The sequence below is a fragment of the Verrucosispora sp. WMMA2044 genome, from assembly GCF_027497155.1.
GTDB classification, from domain to species: Bacteria; Actinomycetota; Actinomycetes; order Mycobacteriales; family Micromonosporaceae; genus Micromonospora; species Micromonospora palythoicola.
Window position 1 is genome coordinate 5,592,724 of the sequence record NZ_CP114913.1, and the last position, 20,332, is coordinate 5,613,055.

At 68.5% G+C, this 20,332-nt stretch carries 24 protein-coding genes and 1 tRNA gene; 6 read left to right on the plus strand and 19 right to left on the minus strand.

Annotation, left to right across the window (positions count from 1 at the left end):
* Nucleotides 1–33: 33 nt before the first annotated feature.
* Nucleotides 34–921 (minus strand): transketolase, encoded by an 888-nt coding sequence (locus O3597_RS25480; RefSeq protein ID WP_281602595.1) that lies wholly within the window; start codon nt 919–921, stop codon nt 34–36.
* Between the two features lie 2 nt (nt 922–923).
* On the minus strand, nt 924–1,649 hold the full coding sequence (locus tag O3597_RS25485; protein ID WP_281602596.1) for a transketolase: 726 nt from the start codon (nt 1,647–1,649) through the stop codon (nt 924–926).
* A 46-nt stretch (nt 1,650–1,695) separates the two neighbouring features.
* Here O3597_RS25485 and soxR point away from each other — a divergent pair, with 46 nt between their 5' ends.
* Nucleotides 1,696–2,133: a redox-sensitive transcriptional activator SoxR gene (gene soxR / locus O3597_RS25490; protein WP_164448864.1), complete on the plus strand. Its 438-nt coding sequence runs from the start codon at nt 1,696–1,698 to the stop codon at nt 2,131–2,133.
* A 111-nt stretch (nt 2,134–2,244) separates the two neighbouring features.
* Here soxR and O3597_RS25495 read toward each other — a convergent pair whose 3' ends face one another.
* Nucleotides 2,245–3,222 (minus strand): NAD(P)H-quinone oxidoreductase, encoded by a 978-nt coding sequence (locus O3597_RS25495; protein WP_281602597.1) that lies wholly within the window; start codon nt 3,220–3,222, stop codon nt 2,245–2,247.
* A 134-nt stretch (nt 3,223–3,356) separates the two neighbouring features.
* On the opposite strand from O3597_RS25495, the gene O3597_RS25500 reads away from it, so the two are divergent.
* Nucleotides 3,357–3,443 (plus strand) — tRNA-Ser (locus O3597_RS25500).
* Nucleotides 3,444–3,567: 124 nt separating this feature from the next.
* Here the strand turns inward: O3597_RS25500 and O3597_RS25505 are convergent.
* From O3597_RS25505 to O3597_RS25560, 12 genes are all read right to left on the minus strand, one after another.
* A complete protein-coding gene (locus tag O3597_RS25505; protein WP_281602598.1) occupies nt 3,568–4,971 on the minus strand; it encodes a tyrosine-type recombinase/integrase in 1,404 nt (467 codons plus the stop codon).
* Entirely contained in the window at nt 4,968–5,168 is a 201-nt protein-coding gene (locus O3597_RS25510; RefSeq protein ID WP_210936130.1) for a helix-turn-helix domain-containing protein, read from the minus strand. The genes O3597_RS25505 and O3597_RS25510 overlap by 4 nt, the downstream gene beginning before the upstream one ends.
* Nucleotides 5,165–5,362, minus strand: coding sequence for a hypothetical protein (locus O3597_RS25515; protein WP_281604664.1), 198 nt, complete (start codon nt 5,360–5,362; stop codon nt 5,165–5,167). Before O3597_RS25515 ends, O3597_RS25510 begins: the two co-directional genes overlap by 4 nt.
* A gap of 341 nt (nt 5,363–5,703) precedes the next feature.
* Entirely contained in the window at nt 5,704–7,308 is a 1,605-nt protein-coding gene (locus O3597_RS25520; protein ID WP_281602599.1) for a YfjI family protein, read from the minus strand.
* The gene (locus tag O3597_RS25525; RefSeq protein WP_281602600.1) at nt 7,305–8,228 is read right to left on the minus strand and encodes a bifunctional DNA primase/polymerase; all 924 of its coding nucleotides are present in this window, start codon (nt 8,226–8,228) and stop codon (nt 7,305–7,307) included. The genes O3597_RS25520 and O3597_RS25525 overlap by 4 nt, the downstream gene beginning before the upstream one ends.
* A gap of 15 nt (nt 8,229–8,243) precedes the next feature.
* Nucleotides 8,244–8,540 carry a hypothetical protein gene (locus tag O3597_RS25530; protein WP_281602601.1) on the minus strand — a complete coding sequence of 99 codons (297 nt, stop codon included), beginning with the start codon at nt 8,538–8,540 and terminating at the stop codon, nt 8,244–8,246.
* The gene (locus tag O3597_RS25535; RefSeq protein WP_281602602.1) at nt 8,540–8,827 is read right to left on the minus strand and encodes a hypothetical protein; all 288 of its coding nucleotides are present in this window, start codon (nt 8,825–8,827) and stop codon (nt 8,540–8,542) included. The genes O3597_RS25530 and O3597_RS25535 overlap by 1 nt, the downstream gene beginning before the upstream one ends.
* Nucleotides 8,824–9,075, minus strand: a complete 252-nt coding sequence (locus O3597_RS25540; RefSeq protein ID WP_281602603.1) for a hypothetical protein — start codon at nt 9,073–9,075, stop codon at nt 8,824–8,826. Before O3597_RS25540 ends, O3597_RS25535 begins: the two co-directional genes overlap by 4 nt.
* A 141-nt stretch (nt 9,076–9,216) precedes the next feature.
* Complete coding sequence (locus O3597_RS25545; protein WP_281602604.1) at nt 9,217–11,400, minus strand: cell division protein FtsK; 2,184 nt, start codon at nt 11,398–11,400, stop codon at nt 9,217–9,219.
* A 91-nt stretch (nt 11,401–11,491) separates the two neighbouring features.
* Nucleotides 11,492–12,358, minus strand: coding sequence for an ABC transporter permease (locus O3597_RS25550; RefSeq protein ID WP_281602605.1), 867 nt, complete (start codon nt 12,356–12,358; stop codon nt 11,492–11,494).
* On the minus strand, nt 12,355–12,729 hold the full coding sequence (locus tag O3597_RS25555) for an RRQRL motif-containing zinc-binding protein (protein WP_281602606.1): 375 nt from the start codon (nt 12,727–12,729) through the stop codon (nt 12,355–12,357). The genes O3597_RS25550 and O3597_RS25555 overlap by 4 nt, the downstream gene beginning before the upstream one ends.
* Nucleotides 12,730–12,946: 217 nt before the next feature.
* Nucleotides 12,947–13,195, minus strand: a complete 249-nt coding sequence (locus O3597_RS25560) for a DUF6284 family protein (RefSeq protein WP_281604637.1) — start codon at nt 13,193–13,195, stop codon at nt 12,947–12,949.
* 594 nt (nt 13,196–13,789) lie between these two features.
* Here O3597_RS25560 and O3597_RS25565 point away from each other — a divergent pair.
* Both O3597_RS25565 and O3597_RS25570 read left to right on the plus strand, forming a co-directional pair.
* The gene (locus O3597_RS25565) at nt 13,790–14,656 is read left to right on the plus strand and encodes a GntR family transcriptional regulator (RefSeq protein ID WP_281602607.1); all 867 of its coding nucleotides are present in this window, start codon (nt 13,790–13,792) and stop codon (nt 14,654–14,656) included.
* Complete coding sequence (locus O3597_RS25570; protein ID WP_281602608.1) at nt 14,653–15,348, plus strand: HAD family phosphatase; 696 nt, start codon at nt 14,653–14,655, stop codon at nt 15,346–15,348. The genes O3597_RS25565 and O3597_RS25570 overlap by 4 nt, the downstream gene beginning before the upstream one ends.
* Nucleotides 15,349–15,403: 55 nt before the next feature.
* On the opposite strand, the gene O3597_RS25575 is transcribed toward O3597_RS25570, so the two are convergent.
* Both O3597_RS25575 and O3597_RS25580 read right to left on the minus strand, forming a co-directional pair.
* A complete protein-coding gene (locus tag O3597_RS25575) occupies nt 15,404–16,684 on the minus strand; it encodes a hypothetical protein (protein WP_281602609.1) in 1,281 nt (426 codons plus the stop codon).
* A 582-nt stretch (nt 16,685–17,266) separates the two neighbouring features.
* Nucleotides 17,267–17,995, minus strand: coding sequence for an SDR family oxidoreductase (locus tag O3597_RS25580; protein WP_164448866.1), 729 nt, complete (start codon nt 17,993–17,995; stop codon nt 17,267–17,269).
* Nucleotides 17,996–18,070: 75 nt separating this feature from the next.
* Here O3597_RS25580 and O3597_RS25585 point away from each other — a divergent pair, with 75 nt between their 5' ends.
* Nucleotides 18,071–18,436 carry a MerR family transcriptional regulator gene (locus O3597_RS25585; RefSeq protein ID WP_281602610.1) on the plus strand — a complete coding sequence of 122 codons (366 nt, stop codon included), beginning with the start codon at nt 18,071–18,073 and terminating at the stop codon, nt 18,434–18,436.
* A gap of 26 nt (nt 18,437–18,462) precedes the next feature.
* Here O3597_RS25585 and O3597_RS25590 read toward each other — a convergent pair whose 3' ends face one another.
* Nucleotides 18,463–18,621: a hypothetical protein gene (locus O3597_RS25590; protein ID WP_164448868.1), complete on the minus strand. Its 159-nt coding sequence runs from the start codon at nt 18,619–18,621 to the stop codon at nt 18,463–18,465.
* A 149-nt stretch (nt 18,622–18,770) separates the two neighbouring features.
* Between O3597_RS25590 and O3597_RS25595 the strand changes: the two genes are divergently transcribed.
* Nucleotides 18,771–19,304 (plus strand): YbhB/YbcL family Raf kinase inhibitor-like protein, encoded by a 534-nt coding sequence (locus O3597_RS25595; protein ID WP_281602611.1) that lies wholly within the window; start codon nt 18,771–18,773, stop codon nt 19,302–19,304.
* 104 nt (nt 19,305–19,408) lie between these two features.
* Here the strand turns inward: O3597_RS25595 and O3597_RS25600 are convergent, their stop codons facing one another.
* A complete protein-coding gene (locus O3597_RS25600) occupies nt 19,409–20,119 on the minus strand; it encodes a class I SAM-dependent methyltransferase (protein ID WP_164448870.1) in 711 nt (236 codons plus the stop codon).
* Between the last annotated feature and the right edge of the window lie 213 nt (nt 20,120–20,332).

The following is a 20,332-nucleotide window of genomic DNA, read 5'->3' on the forward strand; positions in this document are numbered from 1 at the left end:
GCGGACCGCGACATGCCGCGAACCGGGCAGCGCTCAGACCAACGCCGGTGACAGGAAATCGGTGATCGAGCGGCGCAGCCCGGCCGCGTCGAGCCCGTGCCACCGGGCGTGGTCCGCTGCCGAACCGTAGCGGCGCAACTCCTCGCGACGAACCCCGAGCGCCGCAAGCCGGTGCGGTCGGTCGGCCAGCGCAGCCGAGACCAGCCGGGCCGAGGTGCCCGCCAGGTACGGCTCGACCAGGATCACCGCACTGTCCACGAGCGCCCGTAGGCCGGCGGTGTCGAACGGGCGGGGTCGGTGGGTGTACGCCACGGTCACCGGCAGGTCCGCGGTCGCGTCGAGGGCCGCGTCCACCGTGGGACCGACCGCCACCAGCAGCGCCGCCCCCGGCCCGGCGTCCCGGAGCACCCGCAGGTCGCCCGCCTCCGGGTACGCCCGCGCATTGGTCTGCGTGGAGAGCCGCACGTATGCCGAGCCCTGGCCGCAGACCACGGCGCGCAGCAGCCCGGGTACCTCGTCCCGATGCCCGGGCACGTGCACCGTCCAGTCATGCAGGGTGTCGATCAGGGCGACGTCCGCCGGGCCGAGATGGGTGCGCCCCGCTGCCGCCCGGTCGTACGACGCCCCGACGCTCACCAGCACCGCGCCGACCCCCTGATGGTCGAGATCCAGCTTGATCTGCTCGTACGCCCGCTCCACGAGGAACGGTGCGTAGCTGTGCACGATGGGGCGCAGCCCGGTCAGTGCCAGGCCGCCCGCCACCCCTACCATGAGCTGCTCCCGGATGCCGACGTTGACAACCCGGTCGGGGTGCCGGGTGGCGGCCGGAGCGAACGCCTCGGCGGAGATGTCGGCCAGCACGACGACGGTCCGTGGGTCGTCCAGGAACTCGGTCGTGGTGGCCACGAAGGTGTCCCGCACGATCACTCACCGTCCCCGACGAGCGCGACGACGACGTGCGGCCGGTGACCGTGGTGTCCGGTCAGTGCCGGGTGGAGGGCGTCCCGGTCCCGCCCGTCCACCGTCGCGGCGGTCCAGCCGTTGGCGGTGAACCGGGTGGCCAGTCCGCCCGGCCAGCCGTGGGTGGCGGAGAAGTTGTCGACCACGATCGCGGTCAGGTTGCCCAGCCCGACGGCTCCGGCGTACGCGATGGCCTCGTGATTCGAGCCCTCGTCCAGTTCGGCGTCGCCGAGCAGCACGTAGACCCGGGGAGCGAGCCGACCCTGGGCGCGTAGCCCGAGTGCGCTGCCGACACCCAGCCCCAGACCGTGCCCGAGCGAGCCGGAGCCGATCTCCACGCCGGGGATGAGCGTGCGGTCCGGGTGGTCGCCGAGCCGGCTCGACGGCCCGCCCTGGTCGTCGAGCCAGTCCGGCGGAATGAAGCCCTTCGCGGCGAGCAGGGCGTAGTAGCTGGCCACCGCGTGGCCCTTGGAGAGCAGAAAGCGGTCCCGGTCGGGGTCGTCGACGGTCGCCGGGGTGATCCGTAGCACCCGGTCGTAGAGCACCTGGAGCACGTCGAGGGTCGACAGGACGTTCGCACCGAACTTCCGACCGGCGCGAACGCGCTCCAGCAGCGGTGCGAACTGGTCGCGTCCGTCGATTGGCGCGGCGGCCTCGGCGACCCGGGCCGTGGTGGCGGATGTGGTCATGCGGATAGCCTGCAAGTTGAAGCGGGGTTCAACTCAAGGCGACGTGATGCAGGAAGCATTGACCATCGGCCAACTCTCCGCCCGCAGTGGGGTGGCGCAGTCCGCGCTGCGCTACTACGAGCGGCTGGGGCTCATCCGGGCCGAGCGGACCAGCGGCAACCAGCGCCGCTACCACCGCAGCGAGCTGCGCCGGGTGGCGTTCATCCGGATCGCCCAGCAGGTCGGCATCTCACTTGAGGAGATCCGGGCCGCGCTCGACTCGCTGCCCGCCGCCCGTACCCCCACCGCCGAGGACTGGGCCAAGCTCTCCACCACCTGGCGGGCGAGACTGGACGAGAAGATCCGGCTGATGAGCCGGCTCCGCGACGACCTGGACGCCTGCATCGGCTGCGGCTGTCTCTCGCTGCGGCGCTGCACCCTCTACAACCCCGAGGACAACCTGGCCGGCGAGGGCCCCGGGGCCCGCCTCGTGCTGCCCGGCTAGTCTCCTGCCCGGCTGCCCGGCTGCCCGGCTGCCCGGCTGCCCGGCTGCCCGGCTGCCCGGCTGCCCGGCTGCCCGGCTGCCCGGCTGCCGGTGTCCGGCACGTGACGAGGCTCAGCCGACGGTGAGCAGGACCTTGCCGACGTGCTCGTTGGACTCGACGAGCCGATGCGCCTGCGCCGCCTCGGTGATCGGCAGTCGCCGGTCGATCACCGGCCGCACCCGGCCCGCCTCGACCAGCGGCCAGACCTGCTCGCGTACCCCGCGTACGATCGCGGCCTTCTGCCCCAGCGGCCGGGACCGCAGCGCGGTGGCCGCGACCGTGCCGCGCTTGGTCAGCAGCGCACCCAGATCCAACTCACCCTTGCGACCACCCTGCATGCCGATCACCACCAGCCGCCCGTCGGCGGCCAGGGCGGCGACGTTCCGGCCCAGGTAGGACGCGCCCATGATGTCCAGGACGACATCCGCGCCCCGGCCGTCGGTGGCTCGCCGGACCTCCTTGACGAAGTCCTGCTCCCGGTAGTCGACGAGCAGGTCGGCACCCAGCTCGCGCAGCCGCTCGTGCTTGGCGGCCCGCGCGGTCGCCACCACCGTCGCGCCGAGCGCGGCACCGAGCTGGATCGCGAAAGTGCCGATGCCGCTGCCGCCGCCATGCACCAGCAGCGTCTCGCCGGCAGCCAGGCGGGCCACCTGCACCACGTTCGACCAGACCGTGCACGCCACCTCCGGCAACGCGGCGGCGTCGACCAGGTCGACGCCGGCCGGCACCGGCAGCAGCTGCCCGGCCGGCACCGCCGCCCGTTCGGCGTACCCACCGCCGGCCAGCAGCGCGCAGACCTGGTCACCCACCCGCACGCCGGCCACGTCCGGACCGGTCGCGCTCACCACCCCCGAGCATTCCAACCCGGGGTACGCGGACGCGCCCGGCGGAGGCGGATAGTGCCCCTGCCGCTGCAACAGGTCGGCCCGGTTCACCGCGGTCGCCCGTACGTCCACGACCACCTCGCCCGGACCCGGTTGCGGATCGGGCACCTCGCACCAGGTCAGTACGTCGGGTCCGCCAGGCTCCGCAATGGTGATCGCTCGCATGGCCCAGTCTTACCCCATCCCGCCTCCGGTCCACGTCCCTGGACCCGTCCGGGTTCGCCCGCGCACGGGGTGGCTCGGCGTCGCTGGTACCCGGGGCGTGGCAGACTAGGCACGGCCGCGCACGGCGTGGTCCGGGAGGGTTCGCCTAGTGGCCGATGGCGCTGGTCTTGAAAACCGGTAAGGCAGCAATGTCTTCGTGGGTTCGAATCCCACACCCTCCGCTCACCTGGACAGCAAAAACGCCCCCTGACCAGCGCGAACGCCGGTCAGGGGGCGCGTTCATGGGTGGTGAATGAGTCTCACTTTGTCTCGCCCGGTGCCGCCGTGTCTCACTGGTCGTGTCGTTTACGTGTCGGCGTCGCCCGGCGCATTCTCGGCCTGGTCGTCGGTGCCTAACGCTCCCTCGATTCGCTTCCGGGCGGCCTCATCCTGGCCGTCGATGCACGAGGCGTAGACCTTCAACAGCACATGCACGCTGTGCCCGGCCCATTGGGCGACCTGGGTAGCCGGCACTCCGGCGTTGAGCCAGAGCGACACGGCGGCGTGCCGCAGGTCGTATGGCCGGTGCGCCAGTGGCGAGCGCTGCTGAGCCGGTGCCAGCGCAGCCTCGCGTGCCTGTCGCCAGGCGCGCAGATAGGTGCTCTTGGACACCGGTGTCGGTCGCGCACCAGCGGCGTTGAACATCCGCCCGTTGGCGTCTCGGCAGTGCTCCCGGACGTGGTGCCGCAGGATGCGAACCAACTCCGGGCAGGCCGGCACGTCACGGGTCGCCTTCTTGGCCCGGTGCTTCAACTCTCGGTCTTCCAGCGACCGACCGCTGTCGCTCCAATCCTCGCCCACCTGCTGTGTAGAGCCGCTGAGGTGAAGCCAACCCCACCCGGTTTCGGGTAGCTCGCATTCGTCGGCGCGTAGGTGGATTACCTCAGAGGGGCGGAGCGCGGCGAAGTACATGCAGGCGAAGAAGCCTTCCAAGTGTGGATCGCGCTTACGTACCGCCGAGAGTAGGGAACGTGCCTGTTCAGGATTCACGACCACCTTCCGGTCAACCTGATCGGTGTTCTTCGGCGCTCGCCACTGGATGAAGTCCATCGGGTGAGCTTCGAGATAGCGAAGTTCAACCGCGTACTTCAAGGCGCTGTAGAAGACGGCCCGCTTTCTTGCGACGGTGTTCGCTGCGGCCGGACCACCGTCGATCCGAACCGTGAGAGCGTCGAGTGCCTTCCTGATGGTGGCTGGATTTGCCACGTCGGTAAGCGGCAGAGTGTTCGCGGTCAGCCACCGGATGACCGGCGCAAGGTGCTCCGGCGGTTTGCCGTTTTCTCGGTCGCGCTGCAACTTGTTGAAGGTCCAGGTGTAGAGGGTGTGCCGGATCTCGGCCTCATCCGGTGCGCCTCGTGACGTGGCGAGCAGGGCGAGCGTGACCGTGGTGAGCGCATCGGCGATGCTCTTGCGCTGAGTTGCTGCCGCACGCGGCCACTTCATATCCACGAACGCAACGGCGACGTCGTACCAATTCCGGCTGTTCAGTTCCCGTGCCATCGGTTCCGGTAGGCCGGTCTTCTCATCGAATGCCGTTCCCTCGCGCTGTGCCACGACCAGCTTTGATCGGAAGCTCTCGGCGAGTGCCCGAGTGGCGTACGTGTTTCGGAACGGCTTGCCGGCAACCTTCCATCGAACCGTGTACGACTTCCGCTTGCCCGATAGGTCGTTGGCCAGGATCGCGTGAATGCGTACGTCGTAGCTGCTCAAGCGGCCTCCTCATGGTCGTTAAGCCAGTTGTCCAGGTCGCGGCGGCGGACGTAGAGGCTTCCGTTCGGGTACTTGATGGTTCGGGGTGCGCGGCCGGTGGCCTTCCAGCGGAAGAAGGTCGACCGGGGTACGCGGAGTTCGTCCAGGACTTCGGCGAGGGTGAGCAGGTTGCCGGTGGAGGTGCGGCGGGCGGTCATCGGCGGGTGTCCTCCCTCGGGACGGCGTCGATGTAGAGGCGCTGGAACATCGGGGATCGGCGGTCGGGGTAGGGCCGGGAGACGTGGCGGATGTGCAGCACTTGAGCGATGGCGGCGAGTGCTGCGGCTGTTTCAGCGGGTGTGCCGTGCAGCCTGATTCGCACGCTGATGGCCTTCCGGTCGGTGGCGGTCATTTGTGTAGGTACAGGGAGGTATCGCCGCATAACGGCGTAGAGCGGCCCGCTGAGAGCGCCGTGGAGGCAAGATCTCGGGTGTCCCGGTGTAGGGCGTAGGGCGTTGCGCTCTCAGGCGCTCTCAGCGGGCCGTTTCCGGCCACCGGCGGCCCGGTCGGGTGGCCGGTGCTCGGTTGTCGGTGGGGCCGGGAGGCGTTGACACGTTGACAATCCGCCGACATTCGGCCGTTTCCGCAGGTGGCGGCAGGTGTGTGGGTGTCAACGGGGGCTGTTGACAGGCGTTGACACCCGTTGACACCGGGGCGGGCCGGCGGTGGGTTGTCAACGCCTGTCAACGGCTGTCAACGCGACCCGTTGACACCCTCGCCCGTGTCCTGAGCTGCGTAGACGTCGCTGTCGGGGTCGGGTGTCAGCGTGTCAACGCTTCCGGGCTCCTGCTCGGCGGTGGCACGTGGGTGCAGTTCGTAGCGTCCGTCCGGGCCGTGGCGGACCCATCCGAGCGCGGCCAGTTCGGTGAGCACCGCCGACACGTCATCGGACTTCGGTAGCCGGCGCGACACGCGGCGATGTAGCTCCCGGCGGGTGAACGTGGTCATGCCCTTGCCGGTGAGCACGCCGAGCACGTACCGAGCGTTCTCCACCGCCGTGTCGGTGCCGATGGCGGTGAGGGCGGTCCGGTAGTGCGCGGCGAAGAATTCGGCCAGCCGTACGGCGTCGGCCATGCGGTCGGCGTCGATCGGCCGCAGCCACGCATCGGTCGGATGGTGCGCGACGTGCAACAGGCCGGCGAGCCGCAGGGTTGCGCCGGTGAGTTTGTTGCCCCACTCGCGCATGTCGTAGAGGGTGCCGCCGGGGCGTAGTTCGGCTTCGACCTGCTCGGCGGCGGCCCGGCGTACCCGGCTGGCGTCGTCGGTGAGGGTGACCACGTCCGGGTCGGGCCATTCGGCGAAGGTCGCGGCCAGGTCGTGTACCCGGTGCCGGTAGCCGGCGGTGACCTGCTCGGGCACCGGCGGCGTGTCCACCGGCCGATACCCGGCCAGCGAACGCGGCAGTGCGAACAGGAACCGGGCCGGCAGGCCACGCCCGGCCAGGTCGGCGTTCCCGCCGAACTTGCGCAGCACGGTCGGCTGCGCCATCACACACACGGTCAACGCGGGTTTGTCGACGGATGCGCCTTCGCGGGTTTGCCGTTCGTTGCTCATCGGCTGACCCGCATGCCCTTTCAGGTAGGGGTCAAGGTTCGGCGCACCGGAGTACCGGCCGGCGAGGGTGTCGAAGATCCCGCCCTCATCGCTGATGATCGCCATCCGCCCGCCGTTCGCGGCCATCAACCCGATGAGCGCTTCCGGGGTGGCGTCGTCCACGATCAGTTTCGGCAAGGTCGGAACCGTGATCGCCTCGGCGGCGATAGCGGCGGCTACCGCCTCGGCCGCTGCTTCGTCGCGCTTGTGCGGGTCGCTGGCCTTCGCCGCAGCCGTCTTCGCCTGCTCGGCCTGCCGGTCGGCGATGTCCCGCAACGCGGCGGCCTCAGCGATCCGAGGTCGCGCCGCCTCAGCGAGCGTCGACTGAGCGGCGAACAGGGGTGCGGTCATCGCCCGATGCACGGGTGACTTCCGCTCGCCGGGGCCGGCGATGACGGCGGCGAAGATGTTCACCGGCTCCCGCCACCCGGGCACCGGTTCGACGTCCAAACGGCCACCCGCGCACGCCGAGAGGACGGCCATGGCGAGGGTGCCGGCCATCGCCGGGTCGGTGGCGGTGAACCGGGCCACCCCGGTCACCATGTCCCCGAGCCATCGCGGGAACACCTCCACCGGGAACGGCGGTGGCGCGGTAGTGGGGCCGGTCAAGGGCACTGGAACATCCCACAGCGGCCCGCCCGGCGACTGCTCGGCGGTGGCGTCCGGGTGGTCGGTGGTCACGAGGTGGAGACGGGCGGCGCTCATGCGGCCACCTGCCGAGGCCGGCGGGCACCGGCGGTCAGGCCGGATCGGACGGTGCGGTACGCCTCGGCGGTGCGCAGCCCGGCCGACACTGCGGCCTGTTCCAGCACGCTTTGAGCGTCATCCTCGGTCAGCGCGCCACCGGCCACGAGTTGCCCGAGCGCGACGGCGGCCACGTACAGGCTGCGGTTGCGCTCGCCTGGCGCGGCGCCGGTGACCCGGTCGACTTCCCGGGCGATGGCGGCCCGCACGTACGCACCGGCCCGGTTGGTGCCGAGGTCGACCACCACGGGTCGCTGTGGCGGCAGCGGTGCGGGGGCGAGCAGGTCGGCGAGCCAGGTCGGCAGCGGTGCCGGGTCGGTGTCCAGGTCGACCGTGTAGGGCCGTGTGGCGACGGTTGAGCCGGCGGCGACGACGTAGCCACCGGCGGCGCGGGTGTCGACCATCGGGCCGAGCGTGGCGGTGGTGTTCCGCAGGGTCGGGCCGGTGGTCGGGTGTTGGTAGTAGAGGTGGGTGCCGCGCCGTCCGGTGGTGACGGTGTAGGTCGGGTCGATGGTGCCGCCGTGGCGGGCGGCCAGGGCGGTCAGCACGGTCAGCCCGCAGCCGTGACCGTGGTAGCCGGGCGGCATGGTCTGACCGGGCTTGCGGATGTCCAGGTCGATCACCACGAGGCGGGACGGCCCGCACGCGATGCCGATGCCGTACGGGCGGGCGGACCATGCGCGGCGGATGCGGTCGAGGTCGGTGGTGGCCCGGTCTTCCCACCCGATGTGCCGGCCGGCGGCGCGGCAGCGCGGGTCGCGGCCGGTGCACTGCTCGGCGGCATGGTCGGGGAAGGCGGGTCGCTTGTCGTCGGGTCGGAGCGGGAAGACGTGCCATCCGCGTTCGGCGTGGCCGAGCGCGGCGGTGAGTAGGTCAGGCATGGGGAGGTCTCCTGATCAGGCGGTCTTGCGGCGGGCGGTGTCGAGGTCGAGCAGCGCCGCGCCGCCGGTGTCCGGCGTGCGCCCGGACGGGCGGGTGGCGGTGGCGATGGACAGCCGCAGGTAGAGGCGGCACCGACCGGCATCCGTGCCGGTGAGCGGGCGGCGGGTGCCGCGTTGGGCGACGTGGTGTCCGGCGGTGGTGAAAGCAGCGGTGGCGGCGGCCAGCTCGGCCGGGGTTCCGGTCAGCCAGATCTCCAACCCGGACAGCCGGCCATCGCGCGGGGAAGCGCCATCGCGGCGCGGCCCGGCCATCACGCGGCCCGCCTCGGCCGAGGCCGCGCCGCGATCGCCGCACGGGTCACGGCCTGGCGCACGTCGCCGAGCAGACCGACCAACTGACGGCGGGCGGCCTGCTCGGTCGGGGCGAGCGCCACCCTGACGCGTACCTCGGCGTGGTCGCGGCCGGCGGCGGACCGTACGCGCACGAGCACCGCACGCGCGTGACCAGCGTCGACCACGATTTCCTCGGAGCGGTGTTCGCCGAGGTTGCAGCGGTGGCCACCGGCGCACCAGCCGGTGTGACCGTCGCGCCGGTTCATCGCTTGCCTGCCTGGTACTCGTCCTTGATGTGGTTGATGACGTGCCGGCCGACGCGCAGCCGTAGCCCGGTGCCCGCGCAGCGGCGGCATTCCCGCCCGGCGCGGCTGACCGGGGAGCGCTTGCGGCCGGTGCCGTGGCAGGTGCGGCAGCGTCCGAACGGGACGACCACGCACGCAGCGAGGTAACCGAGCGTGAGTAGGACGAGGGTGAGGCAGGGGGCGGTGGCTAGCAGGGTTCGGGGGTCCATGACAGCCTCCAGGGCCGGTTTCGGGGTGTGGTCGGTGGAGGCCGCTAGATTCCTAGCGTCCTGATCAGGTATCGGATGCCGTCCTAGGGGTGGTCCTAGGTCTAGGAGCCGTGTGCTCCTAGACCTAGGACCGATCCGCCGTTAGCTCGCGTCTCGTTTGCGGTTACGCTCTGCGATGGCGGCGATGATGGCGGCGCGTTCGAAACCGCCTCGGTTGGCTCCCTTGCCGGTGTCCGGGTCGGTGCCCCACGTCTGGCCGACCTTGACCCCGAAGGGCTTGAGCGCGACGGTCACCTGCTCGGCGTCCCACCCGCCGTAGGTGTCCGTGCGTAGCTCGGCCAGGCGGGCGGCGACGGTGCGGCACCACACCTTGGCCTCACTCGCGGGAACCACGGCGGCGATGTCCTCCAGCAGGTTGAACGACAGCGCCGGAGCGGTGACGGGCTGCTCGCCCAGCGCGTGCCCGGTAAGCCGTCCCGCAGCCTCACGAGCGGTGCGAGCGCGGGCGGCGATCCGCTCGGCGAGGGGTCCGTCGATGTTGACGGTGGTGGTGATCCTCGCGTCGGCTCCCTCACCGACGAAGTAGCCGGTGCCCTTGTCGGTCCAGGCGAACATGGTCGCCCGGATGCCCTGCTTGTACTGCGAGGTGCCCAGCACCATGTCGTTCTCGGTCTGCCCCATCACCTTGAGACAGAACCGGGTCGAGGCGTTCGCCGAGATGCCGGTCGGCAGGCTCTTGGCATCCGGCCGCTGCGTAGCGAACACCGGGATGATCCCGAGCGCCGGACCACGCTTGACCAGGTCGGTGGAGATGGCCTCCAACTCCTTGCCGTACTCCGGGTGCTCGAACCACTTCTGGCACTCGTCCACCCCGATAACCAGCGGATGCAGGCCAAGCGACTTCTTCGACGCCAACTCGGGGGTGACCTTGTTCTCGGGGCACAGGTCGCGGGGCAGGTCGCGGATCACCTTCGCGCGGCGGCGCAACTCCTCGCGCAGCTCCCGCATACCGGCCACCGCGTACTCGATGTCCTCATCCTCTTCACCGGCGCGGTAGCGGTGCGCGACCTGCTCCAACGCCGACAGGTCACCGGTGCCCTTGAGATCGTAGGCGTGGATCTCCGCACGCGGATCGAGCGCGGCGATCAGCAGCACCTCCCGCAGCGCGAACGTCTTGCCCATGCGGGGGATGGAACCGATGACCATCGCCATGAACATCAACGTCAGCTCCACCCACCGGCCGCGCGGGTCGGTGCCGAACGGCTGCGGCCGGAACAGATCCACCGTCCCGGCCTTGAGCAGCGGCCACGCCGGCTTGCGAGCCTTGGACATGTCCTGATCCCCGACCCACAGCACAAGACGGCCGGGGTGCACCTCGGGCTGTCCCTCCGGCCACACGCAGCCCAGCGGCCGGGACAAGCCAGCGGCGAGCTTCTCCCGCTTCTCGATGACCTCGGTGGCGGTGACACCGTTGGGCAGCTCCACATCGGCACGCCAGCCGGGGCCGTCACGGGTGATCGGAGCGGGGAACCAGTCCTTGCCCCGGTCGCCCTTGGAGATGGCCTGGTTGATGCCGGTGATGCCGAGGTTGCCCAACGCCCGCACCACCACATCCGAGGTCAGCTTCTGCATGCGGGGCACGACCACGGCGGTGTCGAGCAGCGGCTTGTCCGCCGGACGGCCCAGCGCGCCAAGCGCGGCCAGCAGCGCGGCGAGGGTGGCGTAACGGGCCTCGGGCGGGGCGAGCGCGTAGGCGATACCCAGCGCCGGGAGCACGCCGAGCACCACGGCGGCGGTGACGAACCCGCGCCACCGCACCCGCTGGTCCCGCAACCGCGACACCTTCAGATACAGCTCGGCGTCGCCCTTGTCCGCCAACACCTGGCGCACATGCTCGCCTTGCAGGTCGAACAACCACCGACCCCAACCCGTCACGATGCGGTACGCGCCGCGCGGGGCACGCCACGCCAGCTTCCCGACGTACTTCGGGCTGCGGGTCAGGTGATAGGTGCCCGCGTGGAACAGGTGCCCGACCGTCCACCGGGCCGCGTCGCGCAGCTCGGCACGGGAGCGCAGCCAGGCCGGCACGATCGGCCGTCGCTTCGCGTCCTGCAACCCGGCCACGGTGAACCGCGGGGACCGCTGCGCGGCAGGCAAGTCAACCAGTCGCGGGCCGGTGGTGGCCTCGGGGTCGTTGTCGGAGGCGGCGGATTGACGGCGGGACCGGGCGGCGTCCAGGTCGACCACCTCGGCTTCCGGGCCGGTGGGGTTCAGGTCGCGTTCGGCGGCCTGCCAGTCGAAACGGTCGTCATCAGGGGCAGTCATGATGGGGGTTCCTCCAACGGTCGAGAGATCGGCAGGGGGACCGGCGGCACGGCGCAGGTTGGGAAGCCAGGGGCCGTGCCGCCGGGCAGAACTAGTCGTGCGAGCGAACGAGGTGCGCCAGTGCGGCGCCCATGCCGAGCACCGCCACCGGCAGGCACGCGACGGCGGTGGTGATCCACCACGGGGCGACCTGTACTCCGGCGGCGACGAGCAGGTGGTAGGCCACCTGGCCGAGCGCGCCGATGAGCAGTGAGGCGATGGCCGACCACTTCGCGAACCGCCGTGCCCGCTCGGGAACCCGGCCGGACAGCCACACGTACAGGGCGTACGCGCCGTACGTCTCCACGCCGATCGGCAGGGTGATCGCGGTGTTGATGGCGAACCCGTCCGCGATACCGGGTAGCGGGTGCACCACCCCGAACCCGGTGAGTCCGCCGAGTCCGACCCACCCGGACCAGATCGCCACGAACGCCGGCAGCGCCAGCAGGATCACCGGCCACACCACCGCCGACCGGACCGGCGCTGTCGGGGTGGGCGTGTCCGGGTGACCGACCGTGCCAACCTCGGCGAGCGGCGCGGCCGGCGGGATCTTCACCGGCTCGGCGGGCGGCGGCGTGTGCTCGGGCACGACCGGCGTCGGTGCCGGGTCCGGGCCGATCGGCTCGGCGTAGTCCAACCGAGGCGCGGCCGGCGGGTCGGTGTCGGTCTGCGGTGCCAGCAGCGCACCCCGGACGGCCATCGCGGTCCGCAGGGTGTCGGTGCGGGTCCGGTCGGCGTGCTCGGCCTTGAGTCGGGCCAACAGGTCGTCGGCCTTCGGTGCGCCGATGCGGAATTCGCGCATGAGCCGGTTGCGGGATGGGAACTCCTGCCCGTCGGGCAGGGGCAGGGCGCGGGCGGCGGGCAGTAGTGCCTCTACCGGTTGCGGGTAGCGAGTGCCGTTGATCGTGGGGGCGGTCATGCTGCTTCCTCCATCGGGTAGGCGCAGTCGACGCACTCGCCGAGCGAGCGCGGGATGTAGTAGGGCCGCACCTCGCCGCAGATGCGGCAGGTCCGGCGGGCGGTCAGCGCAGCGGCGATGGCGCGCCGTTGGGCGGGGGTAGCGGTGCGCTTCGGCCGGGCCAAATCGAGGCGGTACAGGTAGGCGGTGCGGGTACCACCGACACCGCGCCAGAGAATCTGCGCGGCGATCGGCTGACCACCCGGGCACAACCCAACGGCGCGCAGTTGACGGCGAGTGGCGTAACCCGGCGGCGCGCCGCGCCACCAGAACGTCGGGATGCCGTACCGCGACCCGTCCGGGTCGAAGTACGCGGCGCGGATGCGGGACATCAGGCCGCGCGCTGCGGGTCGGTGGCGCGGGTGGCCAGGTCGGCGGCGCTAACCATGGGCAGCGCGTCGTGGTCGTATGGACGCTCCGGCAGCCCAAGCCGACCGGACCAAGCGTGGATACGGTCCGATCCGGGGTTGCCGACCCACGCCAACGGATCGCCACACGTCGCACAGCGACCGGGGTCACCGGCATCGAAACGAACGGTCGGCTTACGCATCACACCACCGCCCTACGAGCGATGGGCGGCGCGGCCACCTCGGCGGCAGCGCGGGTCACGCGGGCCTCAGCCCGACGCAACCGACGCCAATCCAGCGGCGAAGGGCCGCCGTGGTCCTCGGCGTAGATGAGGGTGATCTCAGCGTCCAGCTTGTCCAGCTCGGCGGCGATCAGCGGCCACTCGGTGTCGATCGCGGCCAGGTCAGCGGCGGTCGGCTCGGCGGTGGGCAGGTGGGTGATCACTTCGATCGGTTCCTTCCAGAACGGCGAGAGCGCGACACCGGCCGGCACGGGCGGCAGTGACGCTCATCGGGTGCCAGCGGGGCGAGCCCGCCGCAGCGGTGGCAGGTACGCCAAACGGCGCTGCTCTTGGTGGTCACTCGAACGGCAGCGAAGACGCTCACGGTCATGACGGCTCACCTCCACAAGCGGGGTTCAAGACGGGAAAGCCCGGGGTGGGGACGCGCGGCAGAGCAGCGCGGCACGCCATCCCGGGACAGGTGCAGATGCGAAGAGGCAGAAGACGTTCCGCGCGCCAAGATCCGGCCCGCTCGGCCCGCTCGCTCGGGATCTACCGAGGTCGGCCACCGTGTGACTCAAGGCGGGAATACCGCAAGCCAGATCAAACGCGGCGCTTCTGCTCTGAAGTTCTCAATGAACGGCCACACGGCAGCCCGTTCGCGAACGCCGCAGCCAAAGCCGCAACGCCGACGCAGCAACCAACCGGCTTGTCGTTCCTGGCTAGCCAGGTGCGATGGGATGAACGTAAGCCGGCTTGGCTAGTCAGGTCAAGAGCGTGCGGCGAACTTCCCCGACTTGGCTAGTCAGCGCTAGTGTGATCCTGTGAGCGAGAGTCTTGATTTCCTCGGCCAGCTAGACCCCGACGACCCGAAACAGGCGTCACAGCAGATCGCGAACAAGCTGCGGGCAGCCATCCTCACGCGCCGACTCGCCCCCGGTGACAAGCTGCCGTCGCAGCCTGAGCTAGCCACCCGCTACGGCGTGGCACGAGAGACCGTCAAGCGAGCCCTAGACCTACTCCGGGCAGAGCGACTGATCGTGTCCCGGCAGGGCAGCGGGGCATACGTCCGAGCGCAGACACAGCGGGCCGTCGAGCTACGTCCGCACATCGAAGCCGCGTTCGAGCGACCTCACGTCAGCATCGACTTCGCCGGATTCTCCGGCGAGACGCTGCGCGACGCGCTCGCCGAAGCACTCGACAAGGTGCGCGTCGGTCGACTCGCGCCAGAGACGATCGCCGTGCGAGTCCTGATCTCTGACATGACCGCACCGATGGCACTGCCGGCACGGGCCGAGACACAGGCCGATGACCCTGCGGTACGCGAACGCGCCGAGCGCATCACCCGCCGGGCAGCAGACGGCATCATCGATCAGGTCGCCGAGCTAGGCGATCTCGGCCTGATCCGGTCGACCACCGTTGAGGTACGGCTACACCGGGCGTCCCCGCTGTTCAAGCTCTACATCCTTAACGGCGAGGAAGTCTTTTACGGCTTCTATCCCGTCACGGAGCGCACCGTATCGATCAAGGGTGAGCCGATGGCCATCTACGACCTGATGGGCAAGGACGTGCCGCTGTTCCACTACGCCGTAACCGACGACGACACCTCACACGGCACACAGTTCGTGGAAGCGTCCCGCCAATGGTTCGACTCGGTGTGGTCAACCATCGCCTACCGGTACGACGCATGAACGCCGACCTCGGCCGACTGCTCGGCGAGGTCGACGCGCTGCTACTCGACTTCGATGGCCCGGTGTGCAGCATCTTCGCCGGGTATCCCGCACCGCAGGTTGCGGCCGAGCTGGTCGACGTACTCCGGCGGCAAGGGGTCGACGTGCCGCCGGAACTCGCCAGGGAGCCTGACCCGCTCGAAGTGCTACGCCGAACCGGCGCAAACGGCGACCAGGACGTTACGCGGGCCATAGAGGACGCACTCTGCGCAGCCGAGCGACGTGCCGTCGAAACTGCCGAACCCACGCCATACGGACGGGAAGTCATCGTCGCAGCACGGCAATCCGGGATACCTGTGGCTGTGGTCAGCAATAACTCGGCTGGCGCGGTGAGCGCGTACCTGGCAGTTCACCGGCTCACCGCGTACGTGTCGCCAGTTGTGGGTCGAGCATTTGCCAATCCGGACGGTATGAAGCCAAACCCCGCGCCCATCTTGCAAGCTGTTAGGGCCATCGGCAAACCGCCGAGCCGGTGCGTTTTGGTCGGCGATTCGCTGTCGGATATCCACGGGGCGCGGGCCGCTGGAGTGCGGGTTATCGGATATGCAAATCGACCCGTCAAGGCTAGTGCCTTCAGTGCCGCCAAGGCGGATGTGGTGATCGCGAGCATGAAAGAAATGGCCCGAGTGCTAGTCGAACGAATAGACGGCTGAGAGGCACTGGAGGCTTAGGCTTGGAAAATTTCCGTGTATAGAGTAATGATCAGCGCTAGTGGTGTTGAGCTACCTTCCAGAGAAAGTACATATCCTCAACTTCGATCTTTTGTCGTTCTTCCCGGGCTTTAAAGTATTGCGGGAGTGGGGTGCTGGCTGCGGCTAGTCCTACCCCTACTAGCCAAGGGAGGCCAGTGACCGCGCCTACCGCACCTGTAACTGCACCTACCGTCGCCGCTGCAACGAATTTGGCAGTGAGGGACCGCTGGTTCGCTGCCATTTTGCGGTTAATGTCAGCTATCGCGGGCTTGATCTTAGTCTGCCAGACTTGCTCGGCTACACGCTCCGGAGAATCAGTTTCAGACTTCTCTATAGTCTCGGCAATGGCCTCGCGCAGTACGGCCCGGTACTTCTCAAAGTGGTCTGCTTCGTGATCACGAAGAGAAATTAGATCCTTCAATGGAAGTCCTTCCAGTGACGGGATCCTAATCCTTGCACCCACGTCGTCTACGCTCAGCTTGCCTGGCTTGTTAACCGGATCAAGCAAGGGGGCTGGAGCCAGCGAAACGAGAGGAGCACCCAGCCTTTTTGCCGTTGCAGCATCATAGATGGCAGAGTGAACCAATCTATCGAGCAGCCATCTGGCAACCTCGTGTCTTTCGGGCTTCACTGGTTGGCGGAAGATGTGCCCAGATGATCCGACGAAGTTCGGATGCGTTATTACGCCAAACCACTCATTCGGTCCGTGTCGCCGAATCTTTACTCCCCCTTCGCGACCAATTTGCCGTGCTAGTTGATCGAGGTTGTCATCGTCTATGAGCTTTTGGCCTCCTACTTCCTCCGCACTTTCTAAAAGGTGTGGACGGCAGGAGCAGAGCTTGTCTGCGAAGACCAGATGTTTATCAAGTCCGATCCGTCGAGTTTCTTGTAGAAACTGGATATCTTCGAAGAGTCTTAAAGCCAGCCGGTCGAATTGACCTGTTTTCAACGCGGCTCTCACGGTATTTCTGTAGACATCAGCCGACGGACCCTCGATCATGACGAAATCAAAATAATGCAACACTCTTCCAAAATTCAGGTTGAGGTGCTTTGATCGACAAGAAATTCCATGGCACAGGAATGCGGCACCGGGATCGAGCCATGGCCCCGCAACGGCTGTATTGCTTAGTGGGACATTGGAGTAGTCGGTCGTTCGGTGATTCTCGACTAACTCCGCGAGGCGGCGAAATGCGTTGGGATTTCTGAGCCGGTTCTCTATTGCGGTTTGGCTTGTCGCCTCATATTCATCTATCCAATGAAAAAGCCAGTGTTGTCCTACGTTGGGCGGCTTGCTCACGGAGTCTCCATGGATAGGTGAGAGTGAACTCCGTATTATAGAATTGGCATGGCCTAAGTGGAAGTGGTGCTGAGTCGGGTTTCCGGCAATTTCAGATATGTTTGGCGCTTGAAATCTACATGCTTTGGATGTAGTGGAGGCATCACCTGGTCGATGATACCTAAATGTTGGTTTACGCCCTGTTTCGGGCCATTGGGGGGCTATTAACCCCGATGTTTTGGATCACTCCACGGCGTCGGTTTCGAGTGGCCGCGTTGCTGGCTATAGGCACGCTTGGGCCGGCACGGTCGTGGCTGGCAGGGGTTGCATCGGGCCCCGCACAAACAAGCCGGATGCAGAGGCAGCAACGGGCACCGAAGACGGCAAGGGTCCAGGACGCTGAGTTAGACCCACGGCGGTGGCCTGCGTTGATGTGTCGTGTCCGTGTCGTTGCGCCCTGACTGGCCAGCGTTCGCACTGGTCAGTGCGTTGATCAGGCTGGTCTTGAAAACCGGTAAGGCAGCGATGTCTTCGTGGGTTCGAATCCCACACCCTCCGCCCACCTGCCCCGCGAGTGGGAGTCCCTTGCTCGGCCAGGACAGCTCAGACTGCCGTCAGCGCCGCCAGGGCGCGCTCCATCGTGGCGTTGAACTCCTCCGGCTTGAGCGGTAGCCGGGATTTGACGTCCCGGCTCCACTGGTCCGCGAGGACCTCGGCGGAGCCCGCCTCGACACCGTCGAGCGCCGCGTCCGCCAGGTCCGACGGTGCGATCTTGTCGACCGGCCAGCCCGCGGACATGTCGGTGTCGGCCAGGCCGAGGTGTACCGCCGTCACGAGGGTGCCCTGTTCGGCGAGTTCCAGGCGGACCCCGTTGGTCATGGCCCACGCGGCCGCCTTGGTCAGGTGGTAGGCGTTGGCGCCCCTGACCCCGAACCACGACATGGCGGAGAGGACGTTCACGATCGCGCCCCCGCCGTTGCGGGCGAGCGTCGGTGCGAACTCACGGATCATCCCGAGGTGACCGAGTACGTTCGTCTCCAGTTCGTGCCGGACCGCGGCCAGCGAACCGGTCACCAGGTCGGTGCCGGTCTGGATTCCCGCGTTGTTGACGAGCAGCGAGACGTCCGAAGCGGCTTCGGCGGCGGCGCGTACGGAGGCGGCGTCGGCGATGTCGAGCGGCAGCACCTCGACCCCGGGCAGATCGACGGTCTCGGGCCGGCGGGCTGTCGCGTAGACCTTGCGGGCGCCCCGTTCGAGCAGTCGCTTGGCGAAGGCGTGACCCAGGCCGCGATTGGCTCCGGTGACCAGGGCAACCGAGTTGTTGATATCCATGCCGGCTACGCTAGAACCTGACGCTGACGTCAGAGGCAAGCTGCGGACTTCGGTGCCGGCGTGAGAGGAGTCACCATGACCGCCCGGGAGCGACTGATCCGCATCGGAGAGGTGGCGCGGGAGGCCGGTGTCTCGGTGCGCGCCGTCCGCTACTACGAGCAGCAGGGGCTGCTCACCGCGGAGCGCAGCCCGTCCGGGCAGCGCCTATACCGGCAGGACGCGGTCACCCTGGTGCGCTTCTTCCAGCAGATGTACGCCGCCGGCCTGACCAGTCAGCGGATCGCGCAACTGCTGCCCTGCTGGAGTTCGGGGCACACCGACGCTGAGCAGCGAGCCATGCTGCGCGCCGAGCGCGACCGCATCCAGGCCAAGGTCGACGACCTGCAGGCCGCCCTGGACCGCCTCGACGAGGTAATCGCGATCACCGACGCGCATCCTTAGGACTGGTCGACCGAGTGCCACCCGCCTCAGGTGCCCTCCGGGGGGCGTCTGCGCTGTTCCTCGCGGATCTTCTCGTCGGCGAGCCGGTCCAGTGCCCGGCGGCGTTCGTCGCTGAGGGCCGCCTCGTCGCGTCGGCGCACGGCAGCGATGACGGCGGTGATGAAGTCACGCCAGACCCCGGCCAAGAGACTCCTTCGCTAGTTGTTGCAGGGTGACAACCGCCGTGAGGCGCTCTCGGTTACGGCGGACTTGAGGCCGGTTCTGTCGAATGTCGGCGCGGCACAGGGTATGAAAGGGACGCAGAACACCACTTCCACCGGAAGGACCTGTGTCGATGACCCTGGAACGTCCCATCGCTCCGGACCCGTACGAGCTGCTGCCGACCGTCGCCTCCTTCACGCTGACAAGTGACGATGTGCAGAACGGTGAGCCGATGGACGCGGCTCACGCGCACGGCAGCACCGGTGGCGACAATGTCTCGCCGCAGCTGGCCTGGTCGGGCTTCCCGGCCGAGACCAAGGGTTTCGTGGTGACCTGTTTCGACCCGGACGCGCCGACCGGCAGCGGCTTCTGGCACTGGGTGCTGGTGAACCTGCCGGCCGACGTGACGGAACTGCCGCGCGGCGCGGCCGAGAAGGATCTGAAGGGCGCGTTCACCGTACGCAACGACTACGGGGAGCACGGTTTCGGCGGTGCCGCGCCGCCGCCCGGTGACCGTCCGCACCGGTACGTCTTCGCGGTGCACGCCCTCGACGTCGAACGCCTCGACGTCACCCCGGAGGCGACCCCCGCCTACGTCGGCTTCAACCTCGCCTTCCACACCCTGGCCCGAGCCACCATCCGCCCCACCTACCAGATCACCGGCTGACCCGACCCAGCCTCGGTCGATCATGAGTTTGGCGGCGACCTCGATTTTTGAGAGTGCCGCCAACCTCATGATCAACGGGACGGGGTCGGTCCCGGGGAGCTTGGTTAGGCGGGGGTGCGGGCTACGGCGAAGACGGATTGGCCGAAGGGGGGACGGACGAGCTGCTCGGCGGCCTTGGTGGCGGGGAGGACCAGGGTGTCGTAGACCTTCACCATCGGGCCCTCCTTCGGCATCAGGCGGAAGACCTTGGTGGCCATGAAGTAGCCGATCAGGCCGAGCGCGTTCGCGTAGTGGATCTTCTCCACCCGCAGGCCCGCCTCGGTCATCGCGTTGGCCAGAGTCTTCTTCGTGTACCGCCGGACGTGGCCGGTGGCGATGTCCGCCGGGCTCATCGCGAACTGGAACGCCGGCACGATGATGACCACCGCGCCACCGGGCCGGACCAGTTGGCCCATGCTGCGCAGCGCGCCGACGTGGTCCTCGATGTGCTCAAGCACGTTGTAGGAGACCGCGGCGCTGTAGTCGCCCCGCTCGGGATTGGGTAGCAGCATCTGGCGAACCTCGATCGAGGGTCGGTCCGCGAGGCGCTCCTTGAGGGCGACCAGGCGGTCCGGGTCGGCCTCGGTGGCGGTGAAGCGGGGGAAGTTCTCGCTCCACTCCAGGGCGTAGTCGCCGAGGCCGCTACCGATCTCGATGGGGTTGTCGCCCAGGTAGGGCACGGCTAGCTCGACGAACCAGCGCCGGTGGTTGACCGCCGTGGCGAGGCCCTCCAGGACCTCGGACTGCACGCGCTGATCCCCAGTGATTTCTGCCATGCGTCGATTCCTCACGATACGACTCGACCCGCGCCGGGACCGACTGAGTGAACCATCCGCTCGGACGGCGGGAATATCGGGGCCCGCGGTGGCCGATTAACGGTAGGGGTGGCTGCACGATCGGTGGTGGCCAGCGAACCTTGCCGATACTACGCCAGCGCCCTGAAGCCTGCACGCTGGCCACTTAGGCCGACTACGCTCTGAATTGTTATG

Coding starts and splice junctions, on each gene's coding strand:
- O3597_RS25485 (WP_281602596.1), bottom strand. CDS start 1,649: ATGACCACATCCGCCACCACGGCCCGGGTCGCCGAGGCCGCCGCGCCA.
- soxR (WP_164448864.1), top strand. CDS start 1,696: ATGCAGGAAGCATTGACCATCGGCCAACTCTCCGCCCGCAGTGGGGTG.
- O3597_RS25495 (WP_281602597.1), bottom strand. CDS start 3,222: ATGCGAGCGATCACCATTGCGGAGCCTGGCGGACCCGACGTACTGACC.
- O3597_RS25510 (WP_210936130.1), bottom strand. CDS start 5,168: ATGACCGCCCGCCGCACCTCCACCGGCAACCTGCTCACCCTCGCCGAA.
- O3597_RS25515 (WP_281604664.1), bottom strand. CDS start 5,362: ATGACCGCCACCGACCGGAAGGCCATCAGCGTGCGAATCAGGCTGCAC.
- O3597_RS25520 (WP_281602599.1), bottom strand. CDS start 7,308: ATGAGCGCCGCCCGTCTCCACCTCGTGACCACCGACCACCCGGACGCC.
- O3597_RS25525 (WP_281602600.1), bottom strand. CDS start 8,228: ATGCCTGACCTACTCACCGCCGCGCTCGGCCACGCCGAACGCGGATGG.
- O3597_RS25530 (WP_281602601.1), bottom strand. CDS start 8,540: ATGGCCGGGCCGCGCCGCGATGGCGCTTCCCCGCGCGATGGCCGGCTG.
- O3597_RS25535 (WP_281602602.1), bottom strand. CDS start 8,827: ATGAACCGGCGCGACGGTCACACCGGCTGGTGCGCCGGTGGCCACCGC.
- O3597_RS25540 (WP_281602603.1), bottom strand. CDS start 9,075: ATGGACCCCCGAACCCTGCTAGCCACCGCCCCCTGCCTCACCCTCGTC.
- O3597_RS25545 (WP_281602604.1), bottom strand. CDS start 11,400: ATGACTGCCCCTGATGACGACCGTTTCGACTGGCAGGCCGCCGAACGC.
- O3597_RS25550 (WP_281602605.1), bottom strand. CDS start 12,358: ATGACCGCCCCCACGATCAACGGCACTCGCTACCCGCAACCGGTAGAG.
- O3597_RS25555 (WP_281602606.1), bottom strand. CDS start 12,729: ATGTCCCGCATCCGCGCCGCGTACTTCGACCCGGACGGGTCGCGGTAC.
- O3597_RS25570 (WP_281602608.1), top strand. CDS start 14,653: ATGAACGCCGACCTCGGCCGACTGCTCGGCGAGGTCGACGCGCTGCTA.
- O3597_RS25580 (WP_164448866.1), bottom strand. CDS start 17,995: ATGGATATCAACAACTCGGTTGCCCTGGTCACCGGAGCCAATCGCGGC.
- O3597_RS25585 (WP_281602610.1), top strand. CDS start 18,071: ATGACCGCCCGGGAGCGACTGATCCGCATCGGAGAGGTGGCGCGGGAG.
- O3597_RS25595 (WP_281602611.1), top strand. CDS start 18,771: ATGACCCTGGAACGTCCCATCGCTCCGGACCCGTACGAGCTGCTGCCG.
- O3597_RS25600 (WP_164448870.1), bottom strand. CDS start 20,119: ATGGCAGAAATCACTGGGGATCAGCGCGTGCAGTCCGAGGTCCTGGAG.